The 17,156-nt window shown below is 54.6% G+C and carries 14 protein-coding genes and 1 pseudogene; 11 read left to right on the plus strand and 4 right to left on the minus strand.

The window, feature by feature from the left end:
* Positions 1–33: 33 nt before the first annotated feature.
* Positions 34–297 carry a 30S ribosomal protein S20 gene (rpsT, locus tag AC1MKH_RS03455; protein WP_041686324.1) on the minus strand — a complete coding sequence of 88 codons (264 nt, stop codon included), beginning with the start codon at positions 295–297 and terminating at the stop codon, positions 34–36.
* Between the two features lie 106 nt (positions 298–403).
* Between rpsT and AC1MKH_RS03460 the strand changes: the two are divergent.
* The 11 genes and pseudogenes from AC1MKH_RS03460 to caiF all read left to right on the plus strand — a co-directional run bounded on the left by AC1MKH_RS03460 (position 404) and on the right by caiF (position 13,999).
* Positions 404–620: pseudogene (locus AC1MKH_RS03460) on the plus strand (DUF2575 domain-containing protein).
* Positions 621–627: 7 nt separating this feature from the next.
* The gene (gene ribF, locus AC1MKH_RS03465; RefSeq protein ID WP_276221946.1) at positions 628–1,566 is read left to right on the plus strand and encodes a bifunctional riboflavin kinase/FAD synthetase; all 939 of its coding nucleotides are present in this window, start codon (positions 628–630) and stop codon (positions 1,564–1,566) included.
* 40 nt (positions 1,567–1,606) lie between these two features.
* Positions 1,607–4,456: an isoleucine--tRNA ligase gene (gene ileS / locus AC1MKH_RS03470; protein ID WP_276221949.1), complete on the plus strand. Its 2,850-nt coding sequence runs from the start codon at positions 1,607–1,609 to the stop codon at positions 4,454–4,456.
* Complete coding sequence (lspA, locus tag AC1MKH_RS03475; RefSeq protein WP_041686323.1) at positions 4,456–4,953, plus strand: signal peptidase II; 498 nt, start codon at positions 4,456–4,458, stop codon at positions 4,951–4,953. The genes ileS and lspA overlap by 1 nt, the downstream gene beginning before the upstream one ends.
* Before the next feature lie 117 nt (positions 4,954–5,070).
* Positions 5,071–5,520, plus strand: coding sequence for an FKBP-type peptidyl-prolyl cis-trans isomerase (fkpB, locus tag AC1MKH_RS03480; protein WP_015965981.1), 450 nt, complete (start codon positions 5,071–5,073; stop codon positions 5,518–5,520).
* Between the two features lies 1 nt (position 5,521).
* Positions 5,522–6,472, plus strand: a complete 951-nt coding sequence (ispH, locus tag AC1MKH_RS03485) for a 4-hydroxy-3-methylbut-2-enyl diphosphate reductase (RefSeq protein ID WP_276221953.1) — start codon at positions 5,522–5,524, stop codon at positions 6,470–6,472.
* A 66-nt stretch (positions 6,473–6,538) separates the two neighbouring features.
* On the plus strand, positions 6,539–7,453 hold the full coding sequence (gene rihC / locus AC1MKH_RS03490) for a ribonucleoside hydrolase RihC (protein ID WP_276221955.1): 915 nt from the start codon (positions 6,539–6,541) through the stop codon (positions 7,451–7,453).
* A gap of 264 nt (positions 7,454–7,717) precedes the next feature.
* On the plus strand, positions 7,718–8,539 hold the full coding sequence (gene dapB, locus AC1MKH_RS03495; RefSeq protein WP_276221956.1) for a 4-hydroxy-tetrahydrodipicolinate reductase: 822 nt from the start codon (positions 7,718–7,720) through the stop codon (positions 8,537–8,539).
* Positions 8,540–8,993: 454 nt separating this feature from the next.
* The gene (gene carA, locus AC1MKH_RS03500) at positions 8,994–10,142 is read left to right on the plus strand and encodes a glutamine-hydrolyzing carbamoyl-phosphate synthase small subunit (RefSeq protein ID WP_015965977.1); all 1,149 of its coding nucleotides are present in this window, start codon (positions 8,994–8,996) and stop codon (positions 10,140–10,142) included.
* 18 nt (positions 10,143–10,160) lie between these two features.
* Positions 10,161–13,382 carry a carbamoyl-phosphate synthase large subunit gene (gene carB, locus AC1MKH_RS03505; protein WP_276221959.1) on the plus strand — a complete coding sequence of 1,074 codons (3,222 nt, stop codon included), beginning with the start codon at positions 10,161–10,163 and terminating at the stop codon, positions 13,380–13,382.
* 221 nt (positions 13,383–13,603) lie between these two features.
* Positions 13,604–13,999 carry a carnitine metabolism transcriptional regulator CaiF gene (caiF, locus tag AC1MKH_RS03510; protein ID WP_015965975.1) on the plus strand — a complete coding sequence of 132 codons (396 nt, stop codon included), beginning with the start codon at positions 13,604–13,606 and terminating at the stop codon, positions 13,997–13,999.
* Between the two features lie 37 nt (positions 14,000–14,036).
* Here caiF and caiE read toward each other — a convergent pair whose 3' ends face one another.
* The 3 genes from caiE to caiC all read right to left on the minus strand — a co-directional run bounded on the left by caiE (position 14,037) and on the right by caiC (position 17,131).
* Positions 14,037–14,627 carry a carnitine operon protein CaiE gene (caiE, locus tag AC1MKH_RS03515; protein ID WP_276221960.1) on the minus strand — a complete coding sequence of 197 codons (591 nt, stop codon included), beginning with the start codon at positions 14,625–14,627 and terminating at the stop codon, positions 14,037–14,039.
* 72 nt (positions 14,628–14,699) lie between these two features.
* Complete coding sequence (gene caiD, locus AC1MKH_RS03520) at positions 14,700–15,485, minus strand: crotonobetainyl-CoA hydratase (protein WP_149463060.1); 786 nt, start codon at positions 15,483–15,485, stop codon at positions 14,700–14,702.
* A 104-nt stretch (positions 15,486–15,589) separates the two neighbouring features.
* Positions 15,590–17,131, minus strand: a complete 1,542-nt coding sequence (gene caiC / locus AC1MKH_RS03525) for a crotonobetaine/carnitine-CoA ligase (protein WP_276222016.1) — start codon at positions 17,129–17,131, stop codon at positions 15,590–15,592.
* Between the last annotated feature and the right edge of the window lie 25 nt (positions 17,132–17,156).

Raw genomic sequence — 17,156 nt, forward strand, 5'->3', positions numbered from 1 at the left:
GGTTTTTTCAACAAAGCGATAACAAGCAGGCGATTAAGCCAGTTTGTTGATCTGAGCGGTCAGGTTTGCTTTATGACGCGCAGCTTTGTTTTTGTGGATCAGACCTTTAGCAGCCTGACGGTCCACGATCGGTTGCATTTCGTTAAATGCTTTAACTGCAGCAGCTTTGTCGCCAGCTTCGATTGCTGCGTATACTTTCTTGATGAAAGTACGCATCATAGAGCGACGGCTTGCGTTGTGCTTGCGAGCCTTTTCAGACTGAACGGCGCGCTTCTTAGCTGATTTGATATTAGCCAAGGTCCAACTCCCAAATGTGTTCTATATGGACAATTCAAAGGCCGAGGAATATGCCCGTTTAGCCTTCTTTTGTCAATGGATTTGTGCAAATAAGCGCCGTTAATGTATCAACGCTTCATTACGTATTGATGGCGCAGGATTCTACCAGCTTGTCGGCGATGAATACAGCCTTTCCGGCATAAAATTCGCACGACCGGCACAGATTTTCTTGCCTTTTATCGTGATGCTGATGAAATCATTGTCTCTTTCCCTGTACAAGGTGCAATCGCCGGTTAACGTCGACTGCTGTACAAGGTATACTTTGGCGATTTTCACTCTTTTGAGCCAGACATGAAGCTGATACGCGGCATACAAAATCTCAGTCAGGCCCCGCACGGGTGTGTGCTGACCATTGGAAATTTCGACGGTGTGCATCGTGGCCACCAGGCGTTGCTACAGGGTCTGCGTGCCGAAGGGCGTGCGCGTAATCTGCCTGTCGTGGTGATGATTTTCGAACCGCAGCCGCTGGAGCTGTTTGCGGGCGATAAGTCCCCCGCGCGTCTGACGCGTCTGCGTGAAAAACTACGCTATCTGGCCGAGAGCGGTGTCGATTATGTCGTCTGTCTGCGTTTTGATCGCCGCTTTGCCGCGCTGAGCGCGCAGGACTTTATCCGCACCCTGCTGGTGAAGCGTTTAGGCGTCCAGTTTTTGGCTGTGGGTGATGATTTCCGCTTTGGCGCTGGTCGTCAGGGTGATTTCTTGTTATTACAGAAGGCGGGCGCTGAGTTTGGCTTTGATGTCACCAGCACACAAACCTTCTGCGAGGGCGGTGTACGCATCAGCAGCACCGCTGTGCGCCAGGCGCTGGCGGATGACCAGCTCGAACTGGCTGAAAATTTACTGGGGCATCCTTTTACTATCTCCGGACGCGTGGTGCACGGCGATGAGTTAGGACGCACCATCGGTTTCCCGACGGCGAATTTACCGCTGCGTCGTCAGGTCTCCCCGGTTAAAGGGGTTTATGCGGTAGAAGTGACGGGGCTTGGCGACAAAGTGTATACCGGCGTTGCCAATATCGGTACCCGCCCAACGGTGGCTGGCGTGCGCCAGCAACTGGAAGTGCATCTGTTGGACGTTGTAATGGACCTCTACGGTCGCCATATAGACGTTATCCTGCGTAAAAAAATACGCAATGAGCAGCGATTCGCGTCGCTGGATGAGCTTAAAGCGCAAATCGCGCGTGACGAATTAACGGCCCGCGAATTTTTTGGGCTTTCAAAACCGGCTTAATGCCTGAATACGTACGTTTAAATACGGAATCGAGAATCTAATGAGTGACTATAAATCTACCCTGAATTTGCCGGAAACAGGGTTCCCGATGCGCGGCGATCTCGCCAAGCGCGAACCGGGAATGCTGGCGCGTTGGACCGAAGATGACCTGTACGGCATCATTCGTGCCGCGAAAAAGGGCAAAAAAACCTTCATTCTGCATGATGGCCCTCCATATGCGAATGGCAGCATTCATATTGGTCACTCTGTTAACAAGATTCTCAAAGACATTATTATTAAGTCCAAAGGTCTGACGGGTTACGACTCTCCGTACGTGCCGGGCTGGGACTGCCACGGTCTGCCAATTGAGCTGAAAGTCGAGCAAGAGTTCGGTAAGCCGGGCGAGAAGTTCACCGCCGCAGAATTCCGTGCGAAATGCCGTGAATACGCAGCGGGTCAGGTGGATGGTCAGCGTAAAGACTTCATCCGTTTGGGCGTGCTGGGCGACTGGCAGCATCCTTACCTGACTATGGATTTCAAAACCGAAGCCAACATCATTCGTGCACTCGGTAAAATCATCCATAACGGCCACATGCTGAAAGGCGCGAAGCCGGTTCACTGGTGCGTTGACTGCCGTTCAGCGCTGGCTGAAGCGGAAGTGGAATACTATGACAAAACCTCTCCGTCCATCGACGTGGCCTTCCACGCGGTTGACGCGGATGCGGTAAAAGCGAAATTCGGTGTTGCCAACGTCAACGGGCCGGTTTCCCTGGTTATCTGGACCACTACCCCGTGGACGCTGCCAGCAAACCGCGCAATCTCGCTTTCCAAAGAGTTCGACTACGCGCTGGTGCAGGTTGATGGCCAGGCCGTTATCGTGGCGAAAGATCTGCTCGATGGCGTGATGAAGCGTATCGGCGCGGCAGATTATACCGTGCTGGGGACCGTAAACGGCGCAGAGCTTGAACTGATGCGTTTCCAGCACCCGTTCATGGGCTTCGACGTGCCGGCAATTCTGGGCGACCACGTTACGCTGGACGCGGGTACCGGTGCGGTACATACCGCCGGTGGTCACGGCCCGGACGACTACACCATCAGCCAGAAATATGGTCTGGAAATCGCTAACCCGGTTGGCCCGGACGGCGCTTACCTGGCGGGTACGTACCCTGGGCTGGACGGTGTTAACGTCTTCAAAGCGAACGATAAAATCGTTGAGCTGCTGCAAGAGAAAGGCGCACTGCTGCACGTAGAAAAAATGCAGCACAGCTACCCTTGCTGCTGGCGTCACAAAACGCCGATCATCTTCCGTGCGACCCCGCAGTGGTTCATCAGCATGGATCAAAAAGGCCTGCGTATTCAGTCGCTCAAAGAGATCGACCGTATCGAGCAGGAAGGTCTGGCGAAAGAAAATCTGAGCGGTTGGATCCCGGCATGGGGTAAAGCGCGCATCGAATCGATGGTGGCGAACCGCCCTGACTGGTGTATCTCCCGTCAGCGTACCTGGGGCGTGCCGATGTCGCTGTTCGTGCATAAAGACACCGAAGAGCTGCACCCGCATACTACAGAACTGATCGAAGAAGTGGCGAAATACGTTGAGAAAGACGGTATTCAGGCGTGGTGGGATCTCGACCCGCGTGAGCTCCTCGGTGACGACGCAGACAACTACGTGAAAGTGCCGGATACCCTGGACGTCTGGTTTGACTCCGGGTCTACCAGCTACTCCGTGGTTGATGCGCGTCCGGAATTTGGCGGCCATACGCCGGATATGTACCTGGAAGGTTCTGACCAGCATCGCGGCTGGTTCATGTCTTCCCTGATGATCTCCACGGCGATGAAAGGCAAAGCGCCTTACCGTCAGGTACTGACCCACGGCTTCACCGTGGATGGTCAGGGCCGTAAGATGTCTAAATCCATCGGTAACACCGTTTCTCCGCAGGACGTGATGAATAAACTCGGCGCGGATATCCTGCGTCTGTGGGTGGCATCGACCGACTACACCGGTGAAATGGCCGTTTCTGACGAAATCCTGAAACGTGCTGCCGACAGCTATCGTCGTATCCGTAACACCGCGCGCTTCCTGCTGGCGAACCTGAACGGGTTCGATCCGCTGAAAGACATGGTGAAACCGGAAGAGATGGTAGTGCTGGATCGCTGGGCGGTAGGCTGCGCGAAAGAAGCGCAGGAAGATATCCTGAAAGCGTACGAATCCTACGATTTCCACGAAGTGGTACAGCGTCTGATGCGCTTCTGCTCCGTTGAAATGGGCTCGTTCTATCTCGACATCATCAAAGACCGCCAGTACACCGCGAAAGCAGACAGCGTAGCGCGTCGTAGCTGCCAGACTGCGCTGTACCACATCGCCGAAGCGCTGGTGCGCTGGATGGCGCCGATCATGTCCTTCACCGCAGATGAAATCTGGGGCTACCTGCCAGGCGATCGCGAGAAATACGTGTTCACCGGTGAATGGTATGAAGGCCTGTTTGGCCTGGGCGAAACCGAAGCCATGAACGACGGCTTCTGGGACGTTCTGCTGCAGGTGCGTGGCGAAGTGAACAAGGTTATCGAACAGGCACGTGCGGATAAGAAAGTCGGCGGTTCTCTGGAAGCGGCAGTGACCCTGTACGCGGAACCAGAACTGGCGGCGAAACTGACCGCGCTGGGCGAAGAACTGCGATTTGTCCTGTTGACCTCCGGTGCCAACGTTGCGGAATATAACGCAGCACCTGCTGATGCTCAGCAGAGCGAACTGCTCAAAGGGCTGAAAGTGGCGCTGAGCAAAGCCGAAGGTGAGAAGTGTCCGCGCTGCTGGCATTACACCCAGGACGTCGGCAAGGTGGCGGAACACGCAGAAATTTGCGGACGCTGTGTCAGCAACATCGCCGGTGATGGCGAAAAACGTAAGTTTGCCTGATGAGTAAATCGATGTGTTCAACAGGGCTACGCTGGCTGTGGCTGGTCGTCGTCGTGCTGATTATCGATCTGGGCAGCAAATTCCTGATCCTCCAGAACTTTGCTCTGGGGGATACGGTACCGCTGTTCCCGTCGCTTAATCTGCATTATGCGCGTAACTATGGCGCGGCATTTAGCTTCCTCGCCGACAGCGGCGGCTGGCAGCGTTGGTTCTTTGCCGGTATCGCTATTGGTATCTGCGTGGCGCTGACGGTGCTGATGTACCGCTCGAAGGCCACTCAGAAGCTCAATAACATCGCCTATGCGCTGATTATTGGCGGCGCGCTGGGTAATTTGTTTGACCGCCTGTGGCACGGCTTCGTGGTCGATATGATCGACTTCTACGTCGGCGACTGGCACTTTGCCACCTTCAACCTGGCCGATAGCGCAATCTGCGTCGGCGCGGCGTTGATCGTGCTGGAAGGTTTCTTACCTTCCAAAGAGAAAAAAGCCGCATAAAAAAATGCCGGATGGCGCTTGCGCTAATCCGGCCTACAATTATTGCGATCCTTGTAGGCCCGGTAAGCGTAGCGCCACCGGGCAGACAGGCGGCGCCATTTTAAAGAGCAAACCTGCATGTCTGAATCTGTACAGAGCAACAGCGCCGTTCTGGTGCATTTCTCACTGAAACTCGATGACGGTTCTACCGCCGAATCGACCCGCAACAACGGCAAACCGGCGCTGTTCCGCCTGGGCGATGGCTCGCTCTCTGAAGGGCTGGAACAACATCTGCTGGGCCTGAAAGCGGGTGACAAAAAAGAATTTTCTCTGGAGCCGGATGCCGCGTTTGGCGTCTCGACGCCGGACCTGATTCAGTACTTCTCCCGCCGCGAATTTATGGATGCGGGCGAACCTGAAATCGGCGCAATCATGCTCTTTACCGCTATGGATGGCAGCGAGATGCCAGGCGTTATCCGTGAGATTAACGGCGATTCCATCACCGTTGATTTCAACCACCCGCTGGCAGACCATACCGTTCATTTTGATATTGAAGTACTGGAGATCGATCCGGTACTGGAGGCCTGAAATGCAGATCCTGTTGGCTAACCCGCGCGGTTTTTGCGCGGGTGTAGACCGCGCTATCAGCATTGTTGAAAACGCGCTGGCGATTTACGGCGCGCCAATCTACGTGCGTCATGAAGTGGTACACAACCGTTATGTGGTCGACAGCCTGCGCGAGCGTGGCGCGATTTTTATTGAGCAGATCAGCGAAGTGCCTGACGGCGCGATTCTGATTTTCTCCGCTCACGGTGTGTCTCAGGCTGTGCGCAACGAAGCGAAAAGCCGCGATCTGACCGTCTTCGACGCTACCTGCCCGCTGGTGACCAAAGTCCATATGGAAGTCGCCCGTGCCAGCCGCCGTGGTGAAGAATCCATTCTGATTGGCCATGCTGGTCACCCGGAAGTGGAAGGCACCATGGGCCAGTACAGCAACCCGGAAGGGGGAATGTACCTGGTGGAATCGCCGGAAGATGTCTGGACGCTGGATGTTAAAAACGACGCCAAACTGTCGTTTATGACCCAGACCACGCTCTCCGTTGACGATACGTCTGATGTGATTGATGCGCTGCGCAAGCGCTTCCCGAAAATCGTCGGCCCGCGTAAAGATGATATCTGCTACGCCACCACTAACCGTCAGGAAGCCGTGCGCTCGCTGGCGGAACAGGCTGACGTGGTGCTGGTCGTGGGGTCGAAAAACTCCTCGAACTCCAACCGTCTGGCTGAACTGGCGCAGCGGATGGGCAAAGCAGCCTATCTGATTGATGACGCAACGGATATCCAGGAAGAGTGGGTGAAAGACGCCACCTGCGTCGGTGTTACCGCCGGTGCATCCGCGCCGGATATTCTGGTGCAGAATGTGATTGCGCGTCTGCAAACCCTCGGCGGCGGCGAAGCGATTCCACTGGAAGGCCGCGAAGAGAACATTGTCTTTGAAGTGCCGCGCGAGCTGCGTGTGGATGTTCGTGAAGTCGAGTAAGTTATTCCCTTCATAAATATGACAATATGCCAGACTTAATGTCTGGCATTTTTTTATGGAGGAAATATGCGCCTGCCGATTATTCTCGATACCGATCCTGGCATTGACGATGCCGCTGCCATTGCGGCTGCTCTGTTTGCCCCGGAGCTGGATCTCCAGCTTATGACTACCGTTGCAGGCAACGTTTCCGTTGAGAAAACCACGCGTAACGCTCTCCAGTTGCTGCATTTTTGGGAGGCTAACATTCCGCTGGCTCAGGGTGCGGCAAAGCCGCTGGTGCGCCCGCTGCGCGATGCGGCCTATGTGCACGGGCAGTCCGGCATGGAAGGTTACGACTTTACCGAACATCAGCGTCAGCCGCTGGAGAAACCGGCGTTTATCGCCATTCGCGATGCGCTGATGCACTCACCTGAACCTGTCACGCTGGTCGCCATCGGCCCACTCACCAATATCGCGCTGCTGTTCTCTCAGTATCCGGAGTGCCAGTTTAATATCCGCCGCCTGGTAATTATGGGTGGTTCGGCCGGGCGGGGTAATTTCACGCCAAACGCCGAATTTAACATCGCTATCGACCCGGAAGCCGCTGCGCAGGTTTTCCAGAGTGGGCTGGAAATTGTGATGTGCGGCCTGGATGTGACTAACCAGGCCGTGTTGACACCGGACTATCTGGCAACGCTCCCGGCTCTCAATAAAACCGGCAAAATGCTGCATTCGTTGTTCAGCCACTACCGCAGCGGCAGCATGCAAAGCGGCCTGCGCATGCACGATCTCTGCGCTATCGCGTGGCTGGTGCGACCGGAACTGTTTACCCTGAAACCGTGCTTTGTCGCCGTCGAGACGCAGGGAACCTATACCGCCGGTACCACCGTGGTGGATATTGAGGACCGACTCGGCCAACCGGCGAATGTGCAGGTTGCGCTGGGGCTGGATGTGGACGGATTCCGTAAGTGGGTGGCGGAGGTGCTCCGACTTGCGCCCTAGGTGTCTTCTTACGCAGAGAATAATTCTGTTGGGAAATGACAATAACTCAGACACTTTCCATTAGAACGGTGTAAAAGCGTTAGATTTACGCCTTAACCTTTCAGCTTTAGCCATGATTCGTCCTTTCCGATGAATCATGGCTTTTACTGATATTCCCCTCTGTTTATCATTTAATTCTAATTATGGGCGTTTTCGGCTGGCGGCCTCCGGGCGGGCTGGTTACTCTGAGAACGGTTTACGCAAAATTAACAAAAGAGAATAGCTATGCATGATGCACAAATCCGTGTTGCCATTGCCGGGGCCGGTGGACGTATGGGGCGCCAGTTAATTCAGGCGGCGATCGCAATGGAAGGCGTTCAGTTGGGCGCGGCGCTGGAGCGCGAAGGTTCCAGCCTGCTGGGCAGTGATGCGGGCGAACTGGCGGGCGCGGGGAAAACTGGCGTAACCGTTCAGAGCAGCCTCGACTCGGTTAAAGATGATTTTGATGTATTTATCGATTTTACCCGCCCGGAAGGCACGCTGACGCATTTGGCGTTCTGCCGTGAGCACGGGAAAGGCATGGTTATCGGGACCACCGGTTTTGATGATGCAGGCAAGCAGGCTATTCGCGATGCCTCTCAGGAGATAGCGATTGTCTTTGCGGCCAACTTCAGCGTAGGCGTGAACGTCATGCTGAAGCTGCTGGAAAAAGCGGCCAAAGTGATGGGCGACTATACCGACATCGAAATTATTGAAGCGCACCATCGTCACAAAGTGGATGCGCCATCAGGCACGGCGCTGGCGATGGGCGAGGCGATTGCCTCGGCGCTGGATAAAGATCTGAAAGAGTGCGCCGTTTACAGCCGTGAAGGTTATACCGGTGAGCGCGTACCGGGCACTATCGGTTTTGCGACCGTGCGTGCGGGCGATATCGTCGGCGAACATACGGCGATGTTCGCCGATATTGGTGAACGCGTGGAGATTACGCACAAAGCGTCCAGCCGCATGACGTTTGCCAATGGCGCGGTGCGTTCGGCTTTATGGCTCAAGTCGAAACAAAACGGTCTTTTTGATATGCGTGATGTGCTTAATCTTAATGAATTATAGTATTTATTACCCATCGTGATGTGGTATTGCAGTCAGTAAGGTATTGATTGCATAGGGCGATATTTTATCGCCCTTTATTTTATTAGTCTCGCGTTGTTTTGTGTGTGAAATGCATAAAATAACAACTTATCTTGGTGTTGTTGGTTGTTTAAATGTAAATTTTGACCATCCGGTCTACTTTTTTCACGCCCAAGTCCATTTTTAACATTCTTTAAGCCCCGCAAGCGTTTTACAGTGTGAGTTAGATGATCTTTTTGCCTGTTAAAAGCGTCAGTTAAAGCCAGTGGCGCAAAATAATAATAAAAAATGCCCTTTAAGGTAGACTTTTGTCTGGGCTCTCTCTAGAATGCCGCCGTTTGCCAGAAATTCAAAGGTAAGCAGATTTGCATTGATTTATGTCACCATTGTGAATTAATATGCAAATAAAGTGAGTGAATATTCTCTGGAGGGTGTTTTGATTAAGTCAGCGCTATTGGTTCTGGAAGACGGAACCCAGTTTCACGGTCGGGCCATAGGGGCAACAGGTTCGGCGGTTGGGGAAGTCGTTTTCAATACTTCAATGACCGGTTATCAAGAAATCCTCACTGATCCTTCCTATTCTCGCCAAATCGTTACTCTTACTTATCCTCATATCGGCAATGTCGGCACCAATGCTGCTGACGAAGAGTCTTCTCAGGTTCATGCGCAAGGTTTGGTTATCCGTGACCTGCCGCTGATTGCCAGCAACTACCGCAATACTGAAGACCTCTCTTCCTACCTGAAACGCCATAACATCGTGGCGATTGCCGATATCGATACCCGTAAGCTGACGCGTCTGCTGCGCGAGAAGGGCGCACAGAACGGTTGCATCATCGCAGGGGATAACCTCGATGCGGCGCTGGCGCTGGAAAAAGCCCGTGCATTCCCGGGCCTGAACGGAATGGACCTGGCGAAAGAAGTCACCACCCGCGAATCCTACAGCTGGACGCAGGGTAGCTGGACACTGGCAGAAGAGCTGCCGGAAGCCAAAAAAGAAGAAGAGCTGCCATTCCACGTCGTTGCCTACGATTTTGGCGCGAAACGCAATATTCTGCGCATGCTGGTTGACCGTGGCTGTCGCCTGACCATCGTTCCGGCGCAAACGTCTGCGGAAGATGTGCTGAAGATGAACCCGGACGGCGTGTTCCTCTCCAACGGCCCAGGCGACCCGGCACCATGTGATTACGCGATTACCGCGATTCAGAAATTCCTCGAAACCGACATTCCGGTATTCGGCATCTGCCTTGGCCATCAGCTGCTGGCGCTGGCGAGCGGTGCGAAGACCATCAAGATGAAGTTCGGCCACCACGGCGGCAACCATCCGGTGAAAGATATCGATAAGAACGTGGTGATGATCACCGCGCAGAACCATGGTTTCGCGGTGGATGAAGCAACGCTGCCTGCGAATCTGCGCGTGACGCATAAATCCCTGTTCGACGGCACGCTGCAAGGTATTCACCGTACCGATAAGCCAGCGTTCAGTTTCCAGGGGCACCCGGAAGCGAGCCCAGGCCCGCACGATGCCGCACCGCTGTTCGACCACTTTATCGAGCTTATTGAGCAATATCGTCAGTCCGCGAAATAATCAGGAGTTATAAGAGCCATGCCAAAACGTACAGACATAAAAAGTATCCTGATTCTGGGTGCGGGCCCGATTGTTATCGGCCAGGCGTGTGAGTTTGACTACTCCGGCGCCCAGGCGTGTAAAGCGCTGCGTGAAGAGGGTTACCGCGTCATTCTGGTAAACTCCAACCCGGCAACCATCATGACCGACCCGGAAATGGCCGATGCGACCTACATCGAGCCGATTCAGTGGGAAGTGGTGCGCAAGATTATTGAAAAAGAGCGCCCGGATGCGGTGCTGCCGACCATGGGCGGCCAGACAGCGCTGAACTGCGCGCTGGAACTGGAACGTCAGGGCGTGCTGGAAGAGTTCGGCGTCACCATGATTGGTGCCACCGCAGACGCGATTGATAAAGCAGAAGATCGCCGTCGCTTCGACGTCGCGATGAAGAAAATCGGTCTCGATACCGCGCGTTCCGGTATCGCGCACACTATGGAAGAAGCACTGGCGGTTGCCGCTGACGTTGGCTTCCCGTGCATTATCCGTCCATCCTTTACCATGGGCGGCACCGGCGGCGGTATCGCTTATAACCGCGAAGAGTTCGAAGAAATCTGCGAGCGCGGTCTGGATCTCTCCCCAACCAACGAACTGCTGATTGATGAATCACTGATTGGCTGGAAAGAGTACGAGATGGAAGTGGTGCGTGATAAAAACGACAACTGCATCATCGTCTGCTCTATCGAAAACTTCGATGCGATGGGTATCCACACCGGTGACTCCATCACTGTCGCACCAGCCCAAACGCTGACCGATAAAGAATATCAAATCATGCGTAACGCCTCGATGGCGGTACTGCGTGAAATCGGCGTCGAAACCGGCGGTTCTAACGTCCAGTTCTCGGTTAACCCGAAAAATGGTCGTCTGATTGTTATCGAAATGAACCCGCGCGTGTCTCGCTCCTCTGCACTGGCATCGAAAGCGACAGGCTTCCCGATTGCTAAAGTGGCGGCGAAACTGGCGGTGGGTTACACCCTCGACGAACTGATGAACGACATCACCGGTGGCCGTACTCCGGCTTCCTTCGAACCGTCCATCGACTACGTTGTGACCAAAATCCCTCGCTTTAACTTCGAGAAATTTGCCGGTGCGAATGACCGTCTGACCACTCAGATGAAATCCGTCGGGGAAGTGATGGCGATTGGCCGCACGCAGCAGGAATCCCTGCAAAAAGCACTGCGCGGCCTGGAAGTGGGCGCGATGGGTTTTGACCCGAAAGTGAGCCTGGATGACCCGGAAGCGCTGACCAAAATTCGCCGCGAGCTGAAAGATGCAGGCGCTGAGCGTATCTGGTACATCGCCGATGCATTCCGTGCCGGGATGTCTGTCGATGGTGTCTTCAACCTGACTAACATCGACCGCTGGTTCCTGGTTCAAATTGAAGAGCTGGTACGCCTGGAAGAGAAAGTAGCGGAAGTCGGTATCAACGGCCTCGACGCGGACTTCCTGCGTCAGCTGAAACGCAAAGGCTTTGCCGATGCGCGTCTGGCTAAACTTGCGGGCGTGCGTGAAGCGGAAATCCGCAAACTGCGTGACCAGTACAACCTGCACCCGGTCTATAAGCGTGTGGATACCTGCGCGGCAGAATTTGCGACCGACACCGCGTACATGTACTCCACGTACGAAGATGAGTGCGAATCCAACCCGTCCACCCGTGACAAAATCATGGTCCTCGGCGGCGGCCCGAACCGTATCGGTCAGGGTATCGAATTCGACTACTGCTGCGTACACGCCTCACTGGCGCTGCGCGAAGACGGTTACGAGACCATCATGGTGAACTGTAACCCGGAAACCGTCTCCACCGACTACGACACCTCCGACCGTCTCTACTTCGAGCCGGTAACCCTGGAAGATGTGCTGGAAATCGTGCGTATCGAGAAGCCGAAAGGCGTTATCGTCCAGTACGGCGGCCAGACCCCGTTGAAACTGGCGCGCGCACTGGAAGCCGCTGGCGTACCGGTTATCGGTACCAGCCCGGATGCTATCGACCGTGCGGAAGACCGTGAACGCTTCCAGCATGCGGTTGACCGCCTGAAACTGAAACAGCCGGCAAACGCCACCGTCACCGCGATCGAAATGGCGGTTGAGAAAGCGAAAGAGATTGGCTACCCGCTGGTGGTGCGTCCGTCCTACGTCCTTGGCGGCCGCGCGATGGAAATCGTTTACGATGAAGCTGACCTGAAACGCTACTTCCAGACCGCCGTTAGCGTCTCTAACGACGCGCCGGTACTGCTCGACCGCTTCCTCGACGATGCGGTAGAGGTAGATGTGGACGCAATCTGCGACGGCGAAATGGTGCTGATTGGCGGCATCATGGAGCACATCGAGCAGGCAGGCGTACACTCCGGTGACTCTGCATGTTCTCTGCCAGCGTACACGCTGAGCCAGGAAATTCAGGATGTGATGCGCCAGCAGGTGCAGAAACTGGCCTTCGAATTGCAGGTGCGCGGCCTGATGAACGTGCAGTTTGCGGTGAAAGATAACGAAGTCTACCTGATTGAAGTTAACCCGCGTGCGGCGCGTACCGTACCGTTCGTCTCTAAAGCGACCGGTGTTCCGCTGGCGAAAGTGGCGGCGCGTGTGATGGCAGGCAAAACGCTGGCCGAGCAAGGCGTGACCAAAGAAATCATCCCGCCGTACTACTCGGTGAAAGAAGTGGTGCTGCCGTTCAACAAATTCCCGGGCGTTGACCCGCTGTTGGGGCCAGAAATGCGCTCTACCGGGGAAGTGATGGGCGTGGGCCGCACGTTCGCAGAAGCCTTTGCGAAAGCGCAGCTGGGCAGTAACTCCACCATGAAGAAACAGGGCCGCGCGCTGCTCTCCGTGCGCGAAGGCGACAAAGAACGCGTTGTTGACCTGGCGGCAAAACTGCTGAAGCATGGCTTCGAGCTGGACGCGACGCACGGCACGGCGATTGTTCTGGGCGAAGCGGGTATCAACCCACGTCTGGTGAACAAGGTGCATGAAGGTCGTCCGCACATTCAGGACCGTATCAAGAATGGCGAATACACCTACATCATCAACACCACCGCGGGTCGTCAGGCAATTGAAGACTCCAAGCTGATTCGCCGCAGCGCGTTGCAGTACAAGGTACATTACGACACCACCCTGAACGGCGGTTTCGCAACGTCCATGGCGCTGAATGCGGATGCGAAAGAGAAAGTGATTTCGGTGCAGGAAATGCACGCGCAGATCACCAAGTAAGCGCATTTCTCTCGTCTGATTAAACGGTTCCTGTAAAGGAACCGTTTTTTTTCGCCTTCAGAACATTCCTGGCGCCTTAATCTCTTTTCATTGTAACAACCACGATTTAGATCACATCCCTCAACATTTAAGTCGCATACCATTTCACATAACCCTGATTTTAATGTGGCTTAATGTGAGCAGGCCATAACAGATTTTTAATTCGTAAAAATGGTGTGAATATGAGTGAACAATGTGTTGGTAAGCCACTCTACTTGTTAATTGCCGAATGGATCATGGCAGAAGATCGTTGGGTAACCGCAAGAGAGATCTCCATTCATTTCGATATTGAACACAGCAAAGCGATTAATACACTTTCCTATATTCTCTCTGAGGTGGGAGAAATTAGCTGTGAAGTCAAAATGATCCCCAATAAGCTGGAAGGGCGAGGGTGTCAGTGTCAGCGGTTGGTAAAAGTGGTGGCCATTGATTCTCAACTGTATGAGCGAGTCAATCATCATGTACGGGAAAAAATGGCTGGTGTGAGGAAAACGCCGCATATACCTGCGGTACCGCCAGCCGGGCTTAATCGTGAGCAAAAATGGCAAATGATGTTGTCTAAGAGTATGCGTCGATAATCCTGTTCCGCCGGATGGGTTGCGCCATCCGGCAACATCAGCGTTTCGGTTGTACCTCCGTCGTGCCCTTCAGGCGCGGTCGATTTTCTTCCTTCTCGCTTAACGGTTCGGTTAAACGTAATCCCGTCTTGCAGCGCGCTGCCAGGTCCTGATATTCCTGCGTGTTGAGCCGTTTCCAGCGCATCTCTTCGTCGGTCACCTCCCGCAGAAATCGTGCCGGGGAGCCGACCAGCATCTGCCGGGGCGCGCCGATATAACCGGCTTTCACAAAGCTCATGGCGGCGACAATGCTTTCATCACCAATTACCGCACCGTCCATGATGACGCTGTTCATGCCGACTAAAGCGTCGCGGCCAATCACGCAGCCGTGAAGAATCGCGCCGTGGCCGATATGGCCGTTTTCGCGCACGATGGTATCCGTGTCGCAATAGCCATGCATGATGCAGCCATCCTGGAGGTTTGACCCGGCCTCAAGGATTAACCGCCCGTAATCGCCGCGCAGCGAGGCGTGAGGGCCCACGTAGACACCCGCGCCGATAATGACATCGCCAATCAGCACCGCGCTGGGGTGGACGTAAGCCTGCGGGTGAACGACGGGGATCAGGCCTTCAAAGGCGTATATGCTCATGTTGACTCCTGTGCCGTGATTTGCCGGATGGTGGCGTAAACGCCTTATCCGGCCTACGGGGGCATTGCCGGGTTAACGCCCCTTCCACACCGGTTCACGTTTTTCGGCGAACGCTAATGGGCCTTCGATGGCATCTTCGGAATGCAGCACTGCCGGGTAATGTTTTAACGCGCCGCTGCGCATGAAACGGTAACCCTCTTCAACGGTCATTTCGCTGGTGGTGCGGTAAATTTCTTTCAACGCCGCCAGCGCCAGCGGGGCGCTTTGCACTAACTGCTGTGCCAGTTCGCGGGCGTTCGCCATCAGTTCTGGCTGTGACACTACGCGGTTCACGATGCCCCAGCGCTGCGCTTCTTCCGCCGTCATGCGGCGCCCGGTCATGACCATTTCGTTGAGGATTGCCGGAGGCAGATATTTCGGCAGACGCAGCACGCCGCCGCTGTCCGGAACGATACCGAGTTTGGCTTCCGGCAGGGCGAAGCTGGCATTATCCGCGCACAGAATAAAATCAGCGGCCAGAGCCAGTTCGAAGCCACCGCCAAAGGCGTAGCCGTTTACTGCGGCAATGACCGGTTTATCGAGGTCAAAAATTTCGGTTAACCCGGCGAACCCGCCCGGGCCGAAGTCGGCATCTGGCGCTTCCCCTTCGGCGGCGGCTTTCAGATCCCATCCCGCAGAGAAAAACTTCTCGCCCGCGCCGGTAATAATGGCGACGCGCAGTTCCGGGTCATCGCGAAAATTGAGAAAAACTTCGCCCATTTCGAAGCTGGTTTTTGCATCGATGGCATTGGCTTTCGGGCGGTCGAGGGTTATTTCCAGAATCGCGCCGTTACGGGTCAGATGTAATGAATCACTCATGTTCCACTCCTTTTTCTGTTTTCAGCGGGCAATAGCGGCCCCACAAAAACAGGTTCGTTTTTGTTTTCAGAGAATATTCAGCGGCATGACTGCCGCCAGAGTCGTTACTTCAGGTTCTTCTTAATTATTTTCCCTGAGCAGTTCCGGGGCAGGTCGGTTCTGATCTCCATATAAGACGGCACTTTAAATTTCGCCATATGCGTTTCGCAGAAGTGGAAAAACTCTTCCTGACTTAAGGTTTCGCCTTCATTGAGTACCACGAAGGCTTTTATGGCTTCGTCGCGAATATCGTCTTTAATACCAATCACCACGATGTCCTGAATTTTGGGATGCGCAGCGATAATATTTTCCAGCTCAACGCATGAGACATTTTCTCCCCCGCGTTTAATCATGTTGCAGCGGCGATCAATAAAATAGAAAAAGCCTTCGTCGTCGCAGTAGCCTGAATCGCCGGTGTGCAGCCAGCCATCCGCCTGCAATGTGCTGGCGGTGGCATCCGGGCGCAGATAGTACTCTTTAAAGAGCGTTTTCCCCGGCACGCCTTTAATGCAAATTTCACCGATTTCACCCGGCGGTAGCGGCCGGTTCTGGTCATCACGAATTTCCGCCTGGTAGCAAAAACCGGGGCGGCCAATCGACGGCCAGCGCCGTTTGTCACCGGGCCTGTCGCCAATAATGCCGACGATGGTTTCTGTCATGCCATACGAGGTGAGCAGCCGTACGCCAAAGCGCTCAATAAACGCGTCTTTCTCCGCGACCGAAAGATTCAGGTAATACATCACTTCGCGTAGCCGATGCTGACTGTCGGTCGGCGCAGGTGGCTGTACCATCAGCGTGCGGATCATCATCGGAATGCATTCCGTGACGGTCGCGCCGTAGTGACGAACCTGCCCCCAAAAGGCGCGGGCGCTGTATTTTTCAATCAGCACAAACGTCGCCCCGGCGGAAAAGGCTGCCATCGCTGCGGTACACTGGCAGTCGATGTGGAACGCGGGCATCACCGTCAGATAAACATCGTCTGCGCGCAACGCGCACTGCCAGGAGGAGTAATAGCCTGCGAAACGCAGATTATAATGGGTGATCACCACGCCTTTGGGGCGCGACGTGGTGCCAGAGGTAAACAGAATTTCGGCGGTATCTTCCGGGCTTAACGGTGGCGTATAGCGCAGTGTGGCGGGTTGCTCCGCTTTCAGGCGTTGGAAATCAAGTTCTTCATCTTCGCCATCTATCAGACAGATCGTTTCCAGTTGGGTGGTGTGCGCCGCGCGAATCCTGCGATACATCGGATAAAAACGTGTGGAGGTCACCAGCAGGCGTGCCTGGCAGTGATGTAAAATCCATGCGCTCTCTTCCTGTAACAGCCGCGCGTTAATCGGCACCATAATCGCGCCGATTTTGGCCAGCCCAAACCAGCAGAAAATAAACTCCGGGCAGTTATCGAGATGCAGCGCAACCTTGTCGCCTTTACGCACGCCCAGCGCGTGAAACAGATTTGCCGTGCGCGTGATTTCCGCATTGAGCGATGCATAACTGAATTGCTGCACGTCACCCGCGCAGGATTCCACTATCAGCGCCGTTTTCTCACCGTAAACTTCCGCCAGACAGTCCCACATCTGACGCAAGTGTTGCCCGCCAACCATATCCATTGCGCATTCACCCACAAAATAGTCC

The organism is Pseudocitrobacter sp. CD920760, from assembly GCF_057782505.1.